1 pseudogene is annotated in these 751 nt (G+C 31.6%); it reads right to left on the minus strand.

Annotated features, from left to right (window positions below):
* Positions 1-125 precede the first annotated feature (125 nt).
* Positions 126-751, minus strand: a pseudogene (locus tag M595_RS28175) (hypothetical protein); the annotation flags it as partial.

The raw sequence follows: 751 nt of genomic DNA on the forward strand, positions 1-751 counted from the left end.
AATCAGTTCTAATTGGCTTGATAAACTTTGTCCCAGGTCTTTCATCTCAAATAATCATATATTTAGTCTCTATTAAATGTTAACATAAAGATCAGCAAAATATATTTTTAAATTCATTTATCTGATTAATTTTGAGTTTTAGCCTCAAAAGATTTATCCGTTAACGTCTCCACAATTGAACTGCCAATATAAGTTGAAAAAATTTCTTCTCCCCTTGCGTTATAGTGACAGCAGTTATCTCCATAAACGGGTTCAGCAACGTCATCAAAAATATTTAGGGCATTAAAAATATTAATATTATTTGCTTTCAACTCATCAATTTGTTTAATTAACAAAGGATAGCCAAATTTTACTCCTTTTTTGTAAGGACTCGACTCAATGAAAGCAATTTTCTTTTCCGCTTCGCTAAATTTTCGGTTGGTTTTCCAATATTGATTCGGTTGAAAAAAATGAAAATAAGGAATATTATTAGCGGCTGCAACTTGGTGCATTAATATAGAGGTTTTCGCCCAATAATCAGCCACTTGTTCAAAAAATACCGCATCCGGTAAAACCTCATCTTGGTTATAAAAGAAAATTACACTTTCTTGATCTTCATCTAGAGGTTTATTTCTGTATCTCTCAAATCTTTGGAGATTTTCTCGATAGTTTTTAACTAAGGTTTGAACGTAAACTGACATAATAGCATTACAGGATGCAAGTTTACAGTCTTGTAACGTTTCAAGATTATCACTTAACAGATCGGAAGAGC

Source organism: Lyngbya aestuarii BL J (assembly GCF_000478195.2).
Lineage (GTDB): Bacteria > Cyanobacteriota > Cyanobacteriia > Cyanobacteriales > Microcoleaceae > Capilliphycus > Capilliphycus aestuarii.